An 18,471-nucleotide genomic window follows, 5' to 3' on the forward strand; every position below is an offset into this window, starting at 1 on the left:
CGTTACTAATTTTATATTTTTAAAAAGAGTTTTACAACAAATTTTTAAAATATATACATTTCAAAACTTTATATTTTTTAAAAAAATTCATTTTTTTCTATGTAGACAGTTGTTATAAGACGTTTTACGCCTATAAACCGTTACACTTCATCGTATAACAATAATTTAAAAGAACTTTTAAACTTATGTAAATATCATGTAAATTTTTACATTTTATACTATAAATACATTGATTATGTATTCAATAATTAATTATATAATGTTGTCCGTTTGCCCCAATCAATTTAGTAAGAAAAGCCTCTTCCGAATATTATATAATACTACATAGCCAATATTTGTCTTTTTAAATAAAAAATATTTATATTTTCCACATCAGATAGCACTTATTTGAATTTAGGAAAATTCAATAATTATTATGTAGAATTAATATAAAATAAAAAGCCAGGACGTTTTTCATTACAAAAACATCATGGCTTACAATATTAATATTCAATATTAGGCATTTCATTAACTTTATTTTGATATTTCTTGAAACTAACATATGCAGCTACGCCTAAAACTACTGTAATTAATAATCCTCTCACGTCTGTCACTCCTTTAAGGTTCTACATTCATTAGATTTCTTCTGTGTATTTAAATCTAAATTTACCTATATTATACACTTAATTAACATATTTTTAAAACCTACATTAAACATTCCTATACCCCAATGGTCTGATTTTCATTGAAAAGTATTGCAAATTTTTGAAAATCCAATATATTTATTATATCGATTTCGAAATAAATGATTTGAGGAGCATGACTGTGGCTAAATTATTATACATTACAGCACATCCATTAGATGAATTAGCATCTAATTCAATGGCAGCTGGTAAAGCATTTTTAGAATCATATAAAGAGAACCATTCAAGCGATGAAATTAAACACATCGACTTATTTAAAGAAGATATTCCTATGATTGACAAAGACGTGTTAACAGGTTGGGGCAAGTTACGTAATGGCGATACACTTACTAATGAAGAACAACAAAAAGTGGATCGCTTAAGCGCAATTTTAGATGAATTTCTTTCAGCTGATAAATATGTCTTCGTATCACCAATGTGGAATTTATCATTCCCACCAGTATTAAAAGCCTATATTGATGCAATTTCAATTGCTGGTAAAACTTTCAAGTATACTGCTGAAGGTCCACAAGGTCTTTTAACAGATAAAAAAGTATTACACATCCAATCACGTGGTGGTTTTTATTCAGAAGGCCCTGCAGCTGAAATGGAAAGTGGCGATCGTTACTTAAAAACAATCATGTCATTCTTAGGTGTACCTTCATATGAAACAGTCATTATCGAAGGTCACAACGCTGAACCTGAAAGAACTGAAGAAATTAAAGCCGCGTCACTTGCTGAAGCAAGAGAAATGAGTAAAAATTTCTAATAAGCTTATAAAGACTGAGACATTTATTCATAAGTGTCTCAGTCTTTAATTTAGTATTAGATTTCTGTCGCCATTTTCTATTAAATTAAGTATTGTGTAATGGCGTTGTTAATCGCCGTAGCAAAATTGTCCATCACTGATAAGCCATTATCCGTGACGTCTCCTCTTAACATTGTGTCGCGAAGATCTGAAGTAAGCTCTAGTTGAACTCCTTGTCCTCTCCAATTAAAATTAGCGATATTATTTGATGACGTTCCAGCTATATAACCATTTGCATCTTGTACATTAAATTGATGTCCTAGTAATTCAGTTTTGATAAGATTTCTTAAATTGTAATCTAACCCACCTATACATACTGTATTTTCTAGCACCCCTTTTTGTGCCCGTACACCGTGAACCGTTACAGAAACATCTTTATAATAATTACGATTAATTAAATCCGGGTCATCATAATTTGTGGAAGTTACATGTAACTCATTGCTATTTGGCTTTTTAATTCCATTAAACGCATAATAATCATAGTTACCCTTTGCTGCAATTAATTTAGTTAACTCTGTCGTCCCTCGTTCGATATTTCCCCCGTGTGGCGCCATTATTAACACTCTACTATGATTATCAGAACTTTCTTTTGTCCAATCCACTCCTTGCTGAGTGTGGTTTAATAATTCGCTCATTGAATTATAGTGATCCGTTATATTTCTACCTACTCTGTATTGCGGTATCGTTTTAACCTGAGTAGTATTTGTCGGCATAGATGTCTTAACTGATGCAATTGTGGCTTTTGTTTTTGTAATTTTTGTAGTCTTTTTAGATTTTACATTGACTTGTTTTGTACTTTTTTTAGTTATTTTATGCGAAGCATTCACTTTAGATGTTTTTGAGTGACTTTGTGTTGATGGATATGTGGTTTTAACTTTTGTATTTGACGTAGAAGTTGCTTTCGCTTTCGTAGGTACTTTCGTTCTATATTTTGATGAAGTTTTAGTCTCTAATCTCTTAGTTTGCGGAACCTTTTTAGATGATACCGAGCTTTTAGGTGCTACTTCGGATTGTACTGGCTTCGATTTCAACATTCTAGTCGTCACTTTATGTGTTGTGACAGGTTTCACTACCTTAAGACTCGGTGCTTTATATTTTGGCGTCACTGTTTTAATAGATTGCTTGCCTTTAGGTGTATTAATTAATTGTGTCGTTCTAGATGAGGTTGTTAACTTTGGTTGAGTAACCTGGCTAACTTCTTTATTTTGGCTTGTCTTCTTAATAGGCTTAGTTGATGATGTATCTAACTTTGAAGTTGTTTGTTGAGTTGTTTCAGCGGCTTGTGCTTGCCCCTCAATTACGCTTAGTAACCCTATGCCGATAACTGTAGAAGCTACTCCCAATAGCCACTTATGCGAAAGATAATGATATAATTTTTTATTTTTCATTTTTGCTCCCCTTAAAAGTTTAAATAATTACAGTTCAATATTACTTTTAATTTTGAAAAATACAACAAAATTATTAAGTTTTAACACAATCTTTTTGAAAATTAAACATTATAGCAATCTTATTCAACATAAATTCACATTAAACCACAAAAAACTAGAAGCTTTAACAGTCTCCTAGTTTCTTTTATCTTCCTTCAAATGTTCAATGTCTTGAAAACCTTCGCGATAATTCGCAAGTTCTTCCATAATGTCATACCAATCATGACCAACTTTTTGAAAGGTTTCTTGCATTAAATTATTTTGAGCTTTATTAAGTTTATCTACTAATTTACTGCCCTTTGGGGTTGGAAAGAGTTGCTTAACGCGACGATCTTCTTCAGCCGTTTGTTCAACGATGAGTCCCTCTTCTTTAAGTTTACGTAATGTAGCATGAGATCCTTGTTTTGAAATTTCTAATGTTCTTAATAATTGCTTTATCGTGATGCCTGGCAATTTATTAATAAAGAATAAAAAGCGATGATGTTGTCTGCTCATGCCATATTTTTCTATAATTTCATCTGCTGCTGTAATAAATGTCTTATAAGCAAAATAAAATAACATGTGTTCATATTCATTTTTATTACTATCCATAAGCTCCTGTCCTTTTCAAATATGAATTATTATACATATTATAATCAATTTTCAGAAAAAGGTCACTAAAAGGTCAAGTAAATTGACTTTATTAATCTTCCGATTTATATTTAAAATGTATTCAATATAGAAACAAAGGTGGAATGTATATGAAACAACGTGTAGGACAATATTTAATGGACGCAGTGCATACAGCTGGTGTAGATAAAATATTTGGCGTGCCAGGAGACTTCAATCTCGCATTTCTTGATGATATTGTACGTCATGATGGCGTTGAATGGATTGGTGCAGTGAATGAGTTGAACGGTAGTTACGCAGCAGATGGATACGCGCGTATACATGGACTTGGCGTGCTTGTTACAACATTTGGAGTAGGGGAATTAAGTGCAGTGAACGGTATCGCTGGCTCATACGCTGAACGCGTGCCTGTAATTGCTATAACTGGTGCCCCTACGCAAGCAGTTGAACAAGCTGGCAAATACGTACACCACTCATTAGGCGAAGGAAAATTTGATAGCTATCAAAAAATGTTTGCCCATATTACCACAGCACAAGCATATATTACTGTAGACAATGCTACAACTGAAATTCCAAGAGTTATTAATGCTGCTATTCATGAACGTCGTCCGGTACACATTCATTTACCTATTGATGTTGCGATGACTGAAATCGATATTGAGCAATCATACGAGGTAGCGGAAGCACCTGAACAAGATGTTCAGCGCTACATTGATATGGTCGCAGAGAAATTAAAGTCCGCTTCACAACCTGTCATTATTGCAGGGCATGAAGTTAATAGCTTCCACTTACATGATCAATTAGAAAACTTTGTAAATCACACACACATCCCATTAGCGCAATTATCACTAGGTAAAGGTGCTTTTAACGAAGAGAATGAACATTATATCGGTGTTTTCGACGGTAAAATTGCGGACGATAATATTAAAGACTATGTAAATAATAGTGATGTCATTCTAAATATCGGGGCTAAATTAACTGATTCAGCTACAGCAGGTTTCTCTTACGAATTTGATGTAGATGACGTCATAATGTTGAATCATCGCTATTTCAAAATGAACGATACGATAGATAATGACGTCACATTGCCTAATTTACTTGCTGGTTTAAATACACTAGATTATCAATATGAAGGTTCTGCCCCTACTTTTGAAAAGGCAGACAAACCAGATTACGAATTATCAGATGACGTGCTAACACAAGCAACATACTTTAACATGATGCAAGAATTTATAGGAAGCAATGATATCTTAATTGCCGAACAAGGCACATCTTTCTTCGGCGCCTATGAACTCTCTTTACCTAAAGAAATGACATTCATCGGTCAACCATTATGGGGTTCTATCGGCTATACACTACCAGCGACATTAGGTACTCAAATGGCTGATAGTTCACGTCGTAATATCTTATTAATTGGTGATGGGTCGTTACAATTAACAGTACAAGAATTATCAACAATGATTCGTTATAATATTAAACCTATTATCTTTGTGATAAATAACGACGGTTATACTGTAGAACGTCTCATTCACGGCATGGAAGAACCATATAACGATATCCATATGTGGAATTATAAAGCATTACCTAAATTATTTGGTGGCGATAATGTAGCGATACACGAAGCCAAAAGTTCAAATGAATTAAAACAGGTCTTCAAAGATATTAATGACACACCTGACCAAATGCATTTTACTGAAGTTACAATGAAATGGGATGACTCACCTAGAAAACTACGTGACATCTCAAAAGCATTCGCCGAACAAAATAAATAAGTAATTAAAAATAAGGCTAATGGGAAGTAAGTTCATCTCCTCATTAGCCTTATTTATTTCTTATAATCACGTTGTTTTATAAACTTTTTTCATTTAAAAATTCATCATCTATAACATCTTTCGTAATATCTTGTAAGTGTTTAATATTCCATTGGCTTTTGGCATCACTATTTAAACCATGTCGTTGTGCCAGCTTATCGCTATAATCATCTAACTTGTAAATGTTAAAGTGATGTCTCGTACGCTTATCTGTTGGTACCGTCTGTTCATAATGATTCACCATACTGGTCCATGTGACATTTTCCAAATGAGGGCCTTTAGGAGCTTCAACAATCTTAAAGTTTAAACGTCCTAGAAGCTGATTGTTCTCATCACCGCCATACTGTCCATTCAGAAAATTACCTAACGAATAGGCCACGAGCGTTTGATGATGATTATGGGTACTCTTGACCCACTCAACGGGCTGAATAACGTGAGGGTGTGTACCAAGTACCACATCTACCCCTTCATCCGCAAAAAGTTGCGCATATTTCTTCTGAGTTTCATTAGGCTTATGCTGGTTTTCTTGTCCCCAATGGGCAGATACCATTACTATGTCACTTTGTTGTTTCGCCTTTCTTACATCACGTTGAATGGTCTTCTTATCAAACTTCTTCACCGTATAAGGATATTGAGACGTCATATCGTTCGTTCCATATGTATAACTTAAGACACTTATTTTAATACCATTCACCGTTATTGTTGGTATCGCTTTAGCAGACTTTTCCGAATTAAAAATACCTGTAAATAGAATATGGTTGAACTTACTCCACGTTTGAATGTTATTCCGAACGCCACTGTCCCCTTGATCTAGCGCATGATTATTCGCACCATTGATAACGTCGAACCCTGTGTCAACAATATCCTGAGCCACCCGACTAGGTGTGTTAAACTGCTTAAACCCTGAAAATGGACGATCATCGCCACCTAATGGAGACTCTTGATTTACAAATGCCAAATCAGGTTCTTGAATATCGTCTTTCACATGACTATACATCGGCGCAAAGTTGTAGGAGCCATCTTGTTGAAGCGCGTCATTAAAAACTACCGGATGAATTAAATTATCTCCTACTGCTACTACTGAAGCTTCTTTACTTACATCTTCGCTTAGCGTCATTCCGCACACTATCGCAAACGTAAAGAAAAGTAGTAAGCAAGTGACATAATACTTAAACATTAAACTACGCCCTCTCTCGCTTTAATCATATTTAAAATATAATGTATGTATAAAACCTATAATAAAACGCTTTCTTTAACTTTAGTTTAGTTCATTTGTGATTTGAATTCAATTTGAATAGAAATATAAGTTAATATATTATGTGAATTAATAAGGTAGCGAGAAAACTTGAAGGAGATGTTTGAATGTTGTTATTACCATTTAGTGTCGTAATGGGCATTCTAGGTTTTGCCTTTAAAACTAGCCCACCGCCAGAACGAAATTGGTGGTACGGCTTTCGCACAAGAAAATCCTTAGCAAGCCAAGAAAATTGGGTAAAAGCACAAGTGTTATTTTGGCAATATAGCCTGAAGTTTTTGCGGATCATCATAGTAGTTGGAATAGTAGGTTTAGTAGTCGAAATCATCGGCTTGTGGCTAGATATAGACGCCATTATCATCAGCGGTTTTATGTTGGAATTAGTAGTAATGACCTGGTACCTATTTACCATTTATTGGAAAGTAGAAAAAGAATTGTGAAAAGTCGCTAGTGGTATTAATTTTAAAATGAAATTCTAAAATAGATAAACAACGCCCACCAATTGGATTGTTTCAATTGGTGGGCTTATTGTTTGTTTATGTGCTTTGACGTTCAACGATATCTAGTTTTAATATTTCATTATTTATCGTAAATTCTGTATCTTCAAGGGTAGCAAGTAAGCATTCTATAAGTTGCTTGCCTATTGCATTCACTGGTTGATTGACGGTAGATAGTGAAATCTTAATTAGACTTGAGATAGGTTGGTTGTCATATCCCATAATCGCAATTTGTTCTGGCACTTGAATATGATGCTCAGTCATGTAATGAATTAGTCCTAGCGCAACTTCATCGCTTCCTGCAAATACGGCATTGGGTAACATCTCTTCATGTAAGAGTGCCTCAGCAACCTTTTCCCCATCTTCAATAGTATGTATATTATTAAATATCCATTCTTCTCTAATAGCTAAGCCATTGTCTTCCATTGCTTCCCGAAAACCGAGATTTCGTGGCTTATTATAACAGTGTCCAAAGTAATTATTATCCGTACAGTATGCTAGTTTCGTATACCCTTTATCGATAAGAAATTGAATCGCATCATAAGTAGTTTGCCGTTGATTGGTATGAATAATTTTTATTTTATCAGATTGTATTGACTGATCTGCTGATAGAACAATTGGTCCAAATTCTGAAAATGCTTCAATTACTTCTATTTCATTTTCGAGTGATGTCATTATTACCCCGGCAATATGTTGTTGTTTAAACATCTTGAGTAAGCGTAATTCTTCTTCCTTATTATTATATGTTTGCATAATAAGTGTATGATACGGTGTATCTTTAATAACTTGTTCAATTGCATCTATTAAATAAGCAAAGTATGGGTTAGTAATTCGTGGAACAATGACCCCTATGGTAAAAGATTTATTTGAACGTAGTTGTGTTGCTAATGAATTAGGAAGATAATTTAATTCTTCCATTGCTTGTTGAATTTTTTGTTTCTTCTCATCCGTAATATAAGGATGATTATTTAAATAGCGCGACACTGTCGTCACTGATAAACCAGCTTTTCGAGCTACATCTTTAATTGTTGCCATACCATCACCCTTAATGAAAACATTTTCAAATTTAATGATAGGTTGTTACATAGTCTTTGTCAATATAATGAAATTAATTTTCAGAGCTTTACTTACGTGGTTTCTCGTCTTATTAACGTATACTTAAAGATTTTTATTACTGGACTTTTAAGAGAATAACACAAACTAAAAACTGGCAGTAGTTGTCTGAAATGAAGATGCGTAAAAATCGCACTTTCTTCATTCCTAGTCAACCTTGCCGGGGCAGGACTACGAAATCTTGGAAACTTGGCAGTAGTTGTCTGAAATAAAGAGGCGTTCGAGCCTCACTTTCTTTATTTTTAGTCAACCTTGCCGCGGCGTGACGACGAAATCTTTGAAATTACATTAGATTTCTGTCCTGCTCCCTAGATTTCTGTCTCGCTCCCTAGATTTCAGTCCTAACCTCCTTATTCTTCAACTAACCATTCAATAGTGCGTTTGATAGCTTTGTCCCAGAATGCATAATCGTGTGCGCCAGGGCCTTCTTCATATTGATAAGAGATCCCCTTTTCATCTAAGTAAGCCATGAATTGTTGATTATCGTCGTATAAGAAATCCTCGGTGCCACATTGAATCAATAGTTGTGGTAGGGTTGCCTCATTTTCAATAGCTTTATCTACTAGATGATAGGTATCTAATTCTGTCCCTTTAATGTTCGTATCTTCTCCTGTAATAGCTTTAGGTGCGAAGTCTGAGTAATCTAAGTTCATTAAATCTTGTGCTTGAAAGACTGATGAGAGTGGTGATGCCTTGGAAAATAACTCTGGCTGTGTTAAGGCAAATTTCATCGTGCCATAACCACCCATCGAGTGACCTGCTATAAAGTTATCTTCACGTCGTGTTGAAAGTGGGAAGACTTGATGTGCATAGTGATACATCTCTAATATGTAATCGTAATAGCTATGTCCGTATGTCATATTCGCGTAAGCACTGTGATCAGCATTAGGCATGATTACCGCAAGATGATGTTCTTCTGCATAACGCTCAATACTCGTGAAGCGCGGATAAGATGTCGCGTCACTCGAAAGTCCATGTAGAAGTAATAATGTTTTTAAAGGTTGTGGAGATTGTGATTGTTTAAAGAAACTCTCATCTTCTGGAATAATCGCTGTAAACGATTGATTCATTCCTAACGTTGGTGATAAATAGTTTACTGTCATAAATGCCATGATAAGTTTCATCCTTTCCAAACAAAATCTATAATATAACTATTTTACACTTTTTCGAGCGACTTAGTTACTAAATAAACATTTATGTAAAATGTTAAATTAAATGTAGAAGTTCTGATTAGCAAGGTTTATAATATAAGCACATATTTTGAAAGAAGCAGTCTTCTATGAGAATAAAACCTTCAACTATAGCTAAAGATGAATTCTACGACTTACTTAAACAAGTCAATGACAAAGAAGAGTCAATCATTATTAGTAGTTCTAACAATCAAAGTGAAGCCGTTATAATCAGAAAAAACAAGGGGATAGCATCCAAGAAACTTTGTATCTCGAATCTACAGGTATAATGAATAAAATTAGAGAAAGATTAAATAATGCCAGTGGGTATACTGATATCGATAATATAAATTGGAATCATCTTTAACTCTCCTAAATGCTTCGTCTTCAATTTATTAATTACACTTTATTTCTTATTTATTTAATCAAAATAAGACGCTAGTGATTGCACTAACGCCTTAAGTAGATTGCTAGACATTTATTCATCATACCTTGCTTCTATTTAACTTCTACTATTTTCATTTTCTTATCATCCAGCTTTTACCATTTTTAAGTAACACTTTATCTTCTTTCAATTGATTTACAATATGACCTGTCGTTTCACGTGAAATACCTGATAAATCACTTAATAATTGAATCGTCATTATTTGTTTAATTTCGTAAAACTCCTCATTATCATACCCTATTGCATAACACAGATAGTATAATACTTTCTCTATCCGTTCTTTTGCTAACTTTGCCGTTAACGCCATATTATATTTCATTTGTAGTCTTAGGTTGTCGTTTAACTTTTCAAAAAGTGTAACAAATATGTCATCGTGGTTCTTACATAAATACTCTAATAAGTCTTTAGGAATACCGATAACATAACAATCTGTCATTGCCGTACACATTTCATTTAATGCGTCTTTTTGAAAGAGATGGCTTAAGGGAAAGAGTACTTCTTCCTTATTTAATATGCGATAGACGTCGCCATCTTCATCGAATGTTTCACGCAAAACATTGCCTTCTAATAATAGATAGGTATATGTAGGTTGATCTGATGAGTAATACAATACTTGTCCTTTATTATAATGACGCACAAAGCATTCATCTTTATATGCATGAATAACACCTACTGGAATATTCATATAAGACGCTAATTGTTTGAAGCCATAATCTAATTCTATTTCTTTATTTCTATTAGATAATTTCTTTTCCGTCATAATGATACGCTCCTAAAACTTCAATACTTAAACTGTTAAAATACTGAGACGCTACCCATAGCTAAACGTACAATGCCAATAATGGCAAGTATAATAATTAATAAGAAGAGTATATAATCGGCTTTAGATAAACGTCTCTTATTATTTCGTTGTACGAAGCTATAGACGAAGAGGCCTGGGATATAAAGCAACATTGTTAATAATAAGTAATCTATACCTGCTGCATATACAAGCCAAATGGCATAAATAGAAGCAATGATACCAATCGTCCATTGTTTAACTGTAGCGTGTCCTCTATGCTCAATCGTATATTTCAATTGGTAGAATGCGCTAAACATATATGGTATTAAAATGGCACTTGATGCAAGTGAAAACGCGAATTGATAAGCGCTATTTGTAAACAACATACTCACTAAGAATAATTGTACTAAGATGTTTGTGATTAGAAGTGCATTGACGGGTGCTTTGTTTTTATTTTCCTTCGCAAACCATTTAGGGAAGAGTCCGTCTTTCGCTACGATAAATGGTAATTCGCCGGCAAGCAATGTCCATCCAAGCCAAGCACCTAATACTGAAATAATTAAACCAATATTAACGAGGACAGAACCCCAATGACCAACAATATGTTCTAATACTTGTGCCATTGACGGGCTTGCAAGTTTAGAAATATTAGCTTGTTGAATCACACCTTGCGCTAATACAGTCATTAAGAAATATATTATAAGTACAGAAACTAAACCAATAACAGTCGCAGTGCCGACATCTTTTTTCGTTTTCGCACGACCTGAGAAGACCACTGCGCCTTCAATACCAGTGAAGACCCAGACGGTTACTAGCATTGTACTTTTAACTTGAGACATAGTATCGCCCCAGCTAAAAACATCCATTCCTCCACTTGTCATACCGAAGAAACCAGATTTAAATGTATCGAAATTAAAAACTACAATCATACAGACAATGACTAAAAAGATTGGAATCAATTTGGCAACTGTCACGATGCTATTAATAAAAGCAGCTGTTTCAACACCTCTAAGAATTAAAAAATGCACGCCCCATAGTAAGATAGAGGCTACGATAATACTTGGTAATGTATTCCCACCTTTAAAGATTGGAAAGAAATTCCCGACTGCTGACATCAACAAGGTCGCGTAAGCTACATTTCCAAGAAAGGCCGCAAACCAATATCCCCAAGCACTTGAGAAACCAATAAAATCACCAAATCCTGCTTGCGCATAACTATAAATACCGCCTTCAAGATCCGGGCGTTCATTTGTTAAGTTTTGGAAGACAAATGCGAGAGAAATCATACCAATAGCCGTAATTATCCAACCAATAATAATTGCTAATCCGCCAGCTTGACCACCCATATCCGAAATAATATTGAATGCTCCGCCACCAATCATAGATCCGATAACTAAACCAATGAGGGACATTTTGCCTAATTTATTTGTGTCTGTTTCATTATTCATATGTCATTTCCCCTTATAAGAAAGGTGTTGTTCATTTATTTAAAAAGGACTTGAAGCTCTACATATTTAGTTGTCGCTTCAAGTCCACTCCTTGTGTCTTAATAATAAATATGCGGTTGTAATGTAGTATTAATCCTTGGTCCTTACCTTTTAAAACTAGTCCTAAGTTATCTGATTACTAAATATCTTCTCTGAATAGTGGTTGGCTCATACATCTTGGGCCCCCACGTCCACGAACAAGTTCACTACCCGTGATTTCAATCACTTTAATACCTTTATCACGTAGTAATTGGTTAGATACATAGTTACGGTCATAAGTCACGACAACTCCTGGGCGAATACATAATGTATTTGAACCGTCATTCCATTGTTCACGCGCACCGTCAATCACATCGCCATTACCTGTTGGGATAAAGTCAACTTTATCTACACCTAATGCTTTTGCTAATGTTTCGCGTAATTTGCTAGAATGAGTAATTTTAATATCATCTTTCGCTTCATCGTATTCGATTGTGAAAATATTCATGTTATTTTCTTCTTTAAAGATGGCTGCATGAACCGTAAATTTATCATAATCAATCATTGTGAAGACTGTATCTAAATGCATAAATGTACGACTATTTGGTATTTCAATCGCTACAACTCTTTTGAACGTTGTAGTCTCATCTTTGAATATATTTCGAGCTAAGCGTTCGATAGCTTGTGCTGAAGTACGCTCAGAAATACCGATAGCTAACGTTTCCTTAGAAAGTACTAACTCATCTCCACCTTCAATGTTGAAGCTTGAGTCACGGTCTAACCATACTGGCACGTCAGCATCTTTAAAACGAGGATGATGTTTTAAAATGTAAGTGATAAATAGAGATTCTCTACGACGCGCTCTCCAGTACATACGGTTAATTGTCATACCTCTACCTACAGACGCTTGAGGGTCACGTGTGAAGTAAAGGTTCGGCATTGGGTCAAGATAGAATGGGTAACGGTCATCCATATATTCAACTAAGTGTGTTGTTTCTAACTTAATTTCTTCTTTACGCACACCCGCCATCACTTTATCGACAAGTTCTTGATCTGATAAGTTTGCGAAGAATTTTTTAATTTCTTCTTCGTGTCCTAGTACTGTTTTTTTAGATTCTTCTAAGATATCATTGATAAATTGTTCACGTACGTCTTTATCAGCAATTGCTTCTGCAGCAAGTTTTTCAAGATACACAACTTCAACACCTTCATCACGAAGTGCTTGGGCGAATTTATCGTGTTCTTCTTGTGCTACTTTTAAATAAGGAATATCGTCAAATAATAACCCACTTAAGTGATCTGGTACTAAATTTTCTAATTCTTTACCAGGTCGTTTAAGTAATACTGTTTTGAGTTTACCGATTTCACTGTTTACTTGGATTGGTCCTTGAGTCATATTCATTTCCTCCTTTATTTCTTTACAACTAGAGTGTAAAACGCTTTCAATTTTAATTATGTGATTAATTTCACATTATAAATGTGTATTTCTTCATACTATTTGGTTATTCAATGCATTATTCTGAGTGAATATACGTTTTTATTAGTTATTCACAAGTTATTATGTATATTTCATACATTATACTCTCGTGTTTTAACTAATAAAGTTCTTTTATACATCATTTCGCATTTATAATCATTCTCAATTTTTCTTTTTCATTTTGAAAATGATATTATTAGAAATACCCTATTATAAGCATTTTATACATCTTATTAAATAAGGCTATGTCACCATAATTTTTAATCTAAACATACAATTTTATGCATATTTATAACCAAATAATTTATAATGTACATATTTAGCCATATCCTCTGACGAAGTAAGAACCATTAACGTATCATTACCTCCTACCGTACCAAGTACCTCCTCTATATTCATTTGATCAATAAAGTAATTAATACATTGAGCAAATCCAGGTGAAGTTTTAATAATTAAATAGCTATTTTTTATAGTGATATCTTGAATTTCTTCTTCATAATAATGTTCCAATTTAGTTTTGGCATCCATTTGTTGCGTATTATCTAACTTTTTATAATATGATTGATTACCTACTGTAGGCATTTTAAATATTTTCAGTTCTTTTAGATCTCGACCAATTGTCGTAACACTGTATCTAATTCCAAAATGCATATCAATATAATTTGCAATATCTTCTTTGGTATAAAAGCGATTTTGTTTTACCACCGTTAAGATAAGATCTAATCTTTTACTTTTCTTCATACTTTAAACTCCTCTACTTATATATCTGAGGCAATAATCTTTCTATACTATATCTCTAAACTATCATTTTTTATAAGGCGATGTGTTGCGATTTAATGAATTCTACATATATATTCTCACCTTTCCGGAAAATAGAAAAATAAATTAAAAAATCGCTTTCATAGTTCATATATTATGTTAACCTATATATTGTAAATATCGAGGAGGGAATATATTTATGAGTAAGGATAATAAAACGGCAATTAAGCTTATGTTAGCTTATTTAAGTTTTATTGTTGGGGCTGGTTTTACTACCGGTCAAGAGTTATTACAATTCTTCGTGAACCACGGTAACTATGCCTATGTGGCTGCAATTATTACCGGGGCAATTGTGACGTTTGGGACACGTCAAATTTCTAAAGTCGGGTATCGCTTAGACGCTGATACATACGATATTTCGCTACATGTATTATTCGGCAAGGTATTCGGTACTATTATTGACTACTTAATCGTCTTTTTCTTATTTGGTTTAACGGTTGTTATGATTGCGGGGGGGCGGTTCAGCACTTAAACAAGGTTTCAACTTACCTACCTGGATAGGTTCACTAGCGATTGTAATCTTATTATTTATTGTTTTATTACTTAATTTCAATCGCTTAATTGATTTCTTAGGTATCGTTACGCCTTTCCTAGTTATCGCAGTCTTTATTATTGCTGGTTACAATATTATTAATCCTACTATCCCATTTAATGAAGTTTCACAACATATTCATCCATCTAAAACGCAATCACCTCACGCTTGGGGGTGGGATGCAATTTTATACGGTGGTATTATTATAGGTAATAGTTTTAGTTTCTTAACGATTATTGGTGGAGATTCTGAAAATCATAAAATCGCACGTCGTGGCGCATTTTACGGTGGGCTTGTGTTTAGTATTTTATTATTAATTATGATTGCCGGACTCTTAGCTAACATTAAAAATGCGAATTCTGTAGATATCCCAACGCTATTATTAGCTAATGATATTCACCCATGGCTTGGCATTTTAATGTCCGCTGTAATGGTGGGTGTCATCTTTAATAGCTGTGTAGGTATGATTTATCCATTCCTTACACGCTTTTCAGAATTCCGTACCCCACGCTACGTCATTTTATTAATCGTATCATTGGCTTTAGCTTTCGCACTAAGCTTTGTAGGATTTGCCGATTTGATTAACTTCGTCTTTCCTATCGTCGGTTACATCGGTCTTTTCATCATCGTAGCCTTATTAGTACGTTGGATTTACAACAAAAACACATCAAAAAAATTAATGTAATATAATATATAAAAGGTAGACACCTCACAACTTTTTAGGTGCCTACCTTTTGTATATATAATCTTATTTCATTGCTTTCTTAACTGTACTATAACCCATTACTACACGGTCTACTTTACCTTTTTCCACATCAAACCAAACCGTCATGCCATTTTCGTTAGGTTGGTAATAGTAAATTCCAGTTGTATTCTTTTTGCCATTATCAATTTTTTGTAAGTCCTTACCATAAACTTTATTCAATTGCGCTAATGATAAATGACCTGTCACTTTCATATCTAATAACGATGCTGTTTTACCGTTCTTAGCAACGTTTCTGAAGTATTGATCATATTTTTTAATGTTTTTACTAGAATGAGTATCTTTTAATTTTATACCGTTAAATGTAACACTTTCAGCTTTAACTGCATTCTTAAAGTTCTTATCTAATACAAATGATACATCTTGACCTGCATAACCTTTGTAGTTATAGTATGCAGATGTTGTATGAGTTGCAGCGTGCGCCGTAGCTGGTTGTTCTAATACACCAGTTGTTCCAATGCCGAATAATGTACCCAACGCTAAAGTTGTGGTTACCACCGCTTTTGTTGATTTTCTCAAAATATTCGCCTTCTTTCTCTTTAACTATAAATATAATACTCCATTACTTATACTTATACAATTTTTATTTTCCAGAAAATTAAGGTTAAATTAATTTCAGTTGCACTACGCATTAAATTACATGAAATTAACTTTCACAAATCGTTAAATAATATTTATATATAACTATGATATACTATTTGTAGGAGTAACATCCCCATTAACTCCTTCACAAAAAGTTATACTATGTAATGACTACGAGCCATAAGTCTACTTCCCCTTTGTTAGACTTATGGCTCTACCTATCTTCTCAATCAAATTACTATTTTATTTTCTCGCCTTATTCAACGTATTAATAAATCTCGTTGGTTTTACTTCATTGGCGTAATCTTTTTGTAACTGTAATCTCGTTTTATATAGTGTTTTCTTTTTATCCATTTCAATTTTTATAATTAAATAATTAATATGTTTTAATTTATCAATCCTATAAAATAACAATAATAACTTAAAGAATTATTACGTAATAGTATAAGAAAACTTATTTTATTGCTAAATGATGAATTAAACACATAGGAAGTACTATTTTCACTTTTATATAAAGAAAAAATAGCTTATAATAACTTTATACAGAACATATGTTCCTATAAGGTTGAGGTGTATACAATGATAATTAACCCAGATGCTCCTGATGAGTATAAATATGAAACCGATTATAGAAAGATACCAAGAGAATACTTAAACCCTAATATTCCAGAAGGTCGTAGAAATGTTAAATGGAGTCCGTTTATTATATGTACTAATCTCATAAAAAATCTAATTTAATAGGGTTCAAACATAATTTATATATGTATTATGTTTGAACCCTATATCTATTTATTTTTTACTAATATCATTTAAAATGTCTCGCAATTCTTCAATTTCTTTGTTATTTAATTCTTCATTTTTCGCAAAATTAAGCACTAAACTTTTCATATCCCCTCCATACAATTTATTAAGAAAGGTTTTAGCAGTTTTCATTTTAATATCATCTTCTTTAATAATTGATGAGTAAAAATAAATATTATTATATTTATAGCGTTTTATAATCTCTTTTTTATATAGTCTTGTAATTAATGTTCTAATCGTCTTATCGCTAACTTCTTTATTTTTTTGAATCTCAACTACAATTTCATTAGCTGATACTGATTTTTTATTCCATATTATATTCATAACATCCCATTCAGCCATAGATATTTCAACTTGCTTATTGGCCATTTAAAACACCCATTTCTTTTAATATTTTTTCATTTATGAATTTAGCATTTTCACCAGAGGCTTTTTCATCTGATAAATGTGTAGAAAAATAATACTTATCATGATTTGTAATTACGTAACCTACAAACCACCCATTATTATATTTCCCGTTTACTATACCTGTACCTGTTTTCCCATACAATTCATAATTTTCATTTTTTCTAATCAATAACGAAGAAGATAATTGTTTCTTTTCATTTTTACTAAAATGGTTATTTTGTTCCATCATATTTTTTAAAACTATTACTTGTTCAAGATTAGATATTTTCAAACTATCTTCCAACCAATAGGCTTTATAACTTCCCAAATTTTTATTACCATAATTTAATTGCTTGAGTTGATCAGAAGTATAGTTCTTTGATAATTGATTACTAATACGTTCGAAGTACCAATTAACTGAGTTTTGTATTGCCGTATTTAAATCTTGATCCTTATTCCAAGAATCGAAAGGATAATGATTATGATTCCATGACATACGTGAATTTTTATCACTTATAATATGACGGTCAAGTCCAAACAGTGCTAAATAAATTTTGTAAGTTGAATCAGGAGAATATCTTTTTCTACTTTCTTTTTCATTATAAATATAGTATTTGTCTTTCTTCATGCTGTACATAACGAAAGATCCACTATTTGAACCAAAATTTTTACTTTCATCTAAAATTTGGTAATCGCTTTGTAAGGGCTTTTTATAATTATAATCAGTTAAGGATTGCCCCATTAAAAACTGGCTTTGAATTATCATGATAAAAAAAGTAAAAATACAAATAAAAATTAGAATTAATTTTGACTGCTTCTTCAGATTGCCTTCTTTTATATTAATTAATCTTCTTTTGAGTAATGATTTTTTACCATTAAATGAATGGCTTAATATATTTTTGTTGAAAAATGAGGTTTTTAATACGGAATCCATAATAGCTTCCGCATAAGACTTAAATTCATTTTTGTTAATATTATTAAGGACAAATCTATCGGCTTCTACTTCATTGTCATGAATCATCTTTCTTTTTACAATTTGTATTAGTGGATTATAACTCATAGCAATA

The 18,471-nt window shown here is 32.9% G+C and carries 18 protein-coding genes and 2 pseudogenes; 7 read left to right on the forward strand and 13 right to left on the reverse strand.

Annotated elements, in window-relative coordinates:
* Positions 1–482 precede the first annotated feature (482 nt).
* Positions 483–584, reverse strand: coding sequence for an SE2200 family small protein (locus tag CD147_RS09900; protein ID WP_103167256.1), 102 nt, complete (start codon positions 582–584; stop codon positions 483–485).
* Between the two features lie 220 nt (positions 585–804).
* Here CD147_RS09900 and CD147_RS09905 point away from each other — a divergent pair, with 220 nt between their 5' ends.
* Complete coding sequence (locus CD147_RS09905) at positions 805–1,431, forward strand: FMN-dependent NADH-azoreductase (protein ID WP_103167257.1); 627 nt, start codon at positions 805–807, stop codon at positions 1,429–1,431.
* Between the two features lie 80 nt (positions 1,432–1,511).
* On the opposite strand, the gene CD147_RS09910 is transcribed toward CD147_RS09905, so the two are convergent.
* Together CD147_RS09910 and CD147_RS09915 are read right to left on the reverse strand one after the other, a co-directional pair.
* Entirely contained in the window at positions 1,512–2,858 is a 1,347-nt protein-coding gene (locus CD147_RS09910) for a poly-gamma-glutamate hydrolase family protein (protein WP_103167258.1), read from the reverse strand.
* Positions 2,859–3,032: 174 nt separating this feature from the next.
* Entirely contained in the window at positions 3,033–3,488 is a 456-nt protein-coding gene (locus tag CD147_RS09915) for a MarR family winged helix-turn-helix transcriptional regulator (protein WP_103167260.1), read from the reverse strand.
* Between the two features lie 149 nt (positions 3,489–3,637).
* On the opposite strand from CD147_RS09915, the gene CD147_RS09920 reads away from it, so the two are divergent.
* Complete coding sequence (locus CD147_RS09920) at positions 3,638–5,278, forward strand: alpha-keto acid decarboxylase family protein (RefSeq protein WP_103167261.1); 1,641 nt, start codon at positions 3,638–3,640, stop codon at positions 5,276–5,278.
* Between the two features lie 76 nt (positions 5,279–5,354).
* Here the strand turns inward: CD147_RS09920 and CD147_RS09925 are convergent, their stop codons facing one another.
* Positions 5,355–6,494, reverse strand: a complete 1,140-nt coding sequence (locus tag CD147_RS09925; protein ID WP_103167262.1) for a CapA family protein — start codon at positions 6,492–6,494, stop codon at positions 5,355–5,357.
* 185 nt (positions 6,495–6,679) lie between these two features.
* On the opposite strand from CD147_RS09925, the gene CD147_RS09930 reads away from it, so the two are divergent.
* Positions 6,680–7,012 carry an SdpI family protein gene (locus CD147_RS09930; RefSeq protein WP_103167264.1) on the forward strand — a complete coding sequence of 111 codons (333 nt, stop codon included), beginning with the start codon at positions 6,680–6,682 and terminating at the stop codon, positions 7,010–7,012.
* 96 nt (positions 7,013–7,108) lie between these two features.
* On the opposite strand, the gene CD147_RS09935 is transcribed toward CD147_RS09930, so the two are convergent.
* Positions 7,109–8,104, reverse strand: a complete 996-nt coding sequence (locus CD147_RS09935; protein ID WP_103167265.1) for a LacI family DNA-binding transcriptional regulator — start codon at positions 8,102–8,104, stop codon at positions 7,109–7,111.
* Between the two features lie 428 nt (positions 8,105–8,532).
* Positions 8,533–9,294, reverse strand: coding sequence for an alpha/beta hydrolase (locus CD147_RS09940; RefSeq protein WP_103167266.1), 762 nt, complete (start codon positions 9,292–9,294; stop codon positions 8,533–8,535).
* Between the two features lie 167 nt (positions 9,295–9,461).
* On the opposite strand from CD147_RS09940, the pseudogene CD147_RS12500 reads away from it, so the two are divergent.
* Positions 9,462–9,718, forward strand: a pseudogene (locus CD147_RS12500) (type II toxin-antitoxin system Phd/YefM family antitoxin).
* Between the two features lie 151 nt (positions 9,719–9,869).
* On the opposite strand, the gene CD147_RS09950 reads toward CD147_RS12500, so the two are convergent.
* The 4 genes from CD147_RS09950 to CD147_RS09965 all read right to left on the reverse strand — a co-directional run bounded on the left by CD147_RS09950 (position 9,870) and on the right by CD147_RS09965 (position 14,261).
* A complete protein-coding gene (locus CD147_RS09950) occupies positions 9,870–10,556 on the reverse strand; it encodes a Crp/Fnr family transcriptional regulator (protein WP_103167267.1) in 687 nt (228 codons plus the stop codon).
* 35 nt (positions 10,557–10,591) lie between these two features.
* Entirely contained in the window at positions 10,592–12,025 is a 1,434-nt protein-coding gene (arcD, locus tag CD147_RS09955) for an arginine-ornithine antiporter (RefSeq protein ID WP_103167269.1), read from the reverse strand.
* Positions 12,026–12,203: 178 nt separating this feature from the next.
* Entirely contained in the window at positions 12,204–13,439 is a 1,236-nt protein-coding gene (arcA, locus tag CD147_RS09960; protein ID WP_103167270.1) for an arginine deiminase, read from the reverse strand.
* A 360-nt stretch (positions 13,440–13,799) separates the two neighbouring features.
* Complete coding sequence (locus CD147_RS09965; protein ID WP_103167271.1) at positions 13,800–14,261, reverse strand: arginine repressor; 462 nt, start codon at positions 14,259–14,261, stop codon at positions 13,800–13,802.
* Between the two features lie 217 nt (positions 14,262–14,478).
* Here CD147_RS09965 and CD147_RS12370 point away from each other — a divergent pair, with 217 nt between their 5' ends.
* Both CD147_RS12370 and CD147_RS09970 read left to right on the forward strand, forming a co-directional pair.
* Positions 14,479–14,811, forward strand: coding sequence for a hypothetical protein (locus CD147_RS12370; protein WP_233649225.1), 333 nt, complete (start codon positions 14,479–14,481; stop codon positions 14,809–14,811).
* Positions 14,786–15,556, forward strand: a complete 771-nt coding sequence (locus CD147_RS09970) for a YkvI family membrane protein (protein ID WP_240621111.1) — start codon at positions 14,786–14,788, stop codon at positions 15,554–15,556. Before CD147_RS12370 ends, CD147_RS09970 begins: the two co-directional genes overlap by 26 nt.
* A gap of 63 nt (positions 15,557–15,619) precedes the next feature.
* On the opposite strand, the gene isaB is transcribed toward CD147_RS09970, so the two are convergent.
* On the reverse strand, positions 15,620–16,153 hold the full coding sequence (isaB, locus tag CD147_RS09975; protein WP_103167273.1) for an immunodominant staphylococcal antigen IsaB family protein: 534 nt from the start codon (positions 16,151–16,153) through the stop codon (positions 15,620–15,622).
* A gap of 642 nt (positions 16,154–16,795) precedes the next feature.
* On the opposite strand from isaB, the pseudogene CD147_RS12565 reads away from it, so the two are divergent.
* Positions 16,796–16,918: pseudogene (locus tag CD147_RS12565) on the forward strand (YolD-like family protein); the annotation flags it as partial.
* An 87-nt stretch (positions 16,919–17,005) separates the two neighbouring features.
* Here the strand turns inward: CD147_RS12565 and blaI are convergent.
* Positions 17,006–17,386, reverse strand: a complete 381-nt coding sequence (blaI, locus tag CD147_RS09985; RefSeq protein WP_001284658.1) for a penicillinase repressor BlaI — start codon at positions 17,384–17,386, stop codon at positions 17,006–17,008.
* A partial coding sequence (locus CD147_RS09990; RefSeq protein ID WP_276308077.1) for a penicillin-binding transpeptidase domain-containing protein occupies positions 17,376–18,471 on the reverse strand: 1,096 nt, incomplete at its 5' end. The genes CD147_RS09990 and blaI, both read right to left, overlap by 11 nt.

The organism is Staphylococcus devriesei (assembly GCF_002902625.1).
GTDB classification, from domain to species: Bacteria; Bacillota; Bacilli; order Staphylococcales; family Staphylococcaceae; genus Staphylococcus; species Staphylococcus devriesei.